The organism is Corynebacterium sp. UMB0012, assembly GCF_030216265.1.
Classification (GTDB): domain Bacteria; phylum Actinomycetota; class Actinomycetes; order Mycobacteriales; family Mycobacteriaceae; genus Corynebacterium.
Genome location: NZ_JASOKQ010000068.1, coordinates 1 through 455 on the forward strand (window position 1 = coordinate 1; position 455 = coordinate 455).

A 455-nucleotide genomic window follows, 5' to 3' on the forward strand; every position below is an offset into this window, starting at 1 on the left:
GGATTCAAATTGGCCTCCAGCCCTTGTCCCGCAAGGCTTGAGGGCACATTTGCTCCGAAATGGGTTTGGAAGTATTCTGTCGGAAGTGGTCGCGTTAAAAGCGACCCCCGCAACGACGGGCATCGTTCGGGGGCGTGACCACCTGTAGAGATTCGAATTGGTGATACGGCTAACACAGGTGATATGGCAATGATAACACGTCAGATGAGCCATCGCCCACAATCGGGTGGTGTGCATGAAAAATCCTGAACTCCAGAACCTCACGGACTATTCCCCCTCAGATGCGCCCTGGGACGCTCACAGAAGCGTTTCTGACGACGTGGGAGGGATTTACCTGCTTGCGGCCGAATATGAGCGCTACGGGGCGCGTATGGCCCTCTGTGGCGGTTTATTGCGTTTCGGGTGGTCTACCCTCAAGGAAACCGGAGAAACGCGTCTGAGGCTGCGTGAGGCGC

At 56.3% G+C, this 455-nt stretch carries 1 pseudogene; it reads left to right on the forward strand.

Annotation, left to right across the window (positions count from 1 at the left end):
* Positions 1-235 precede the first annotated feature (235 nt).
* Positions 236-455 (forward strand): annotated as a pseudogene (locus QP324_RS11890) (Replication protein); the annotation flags it as partial.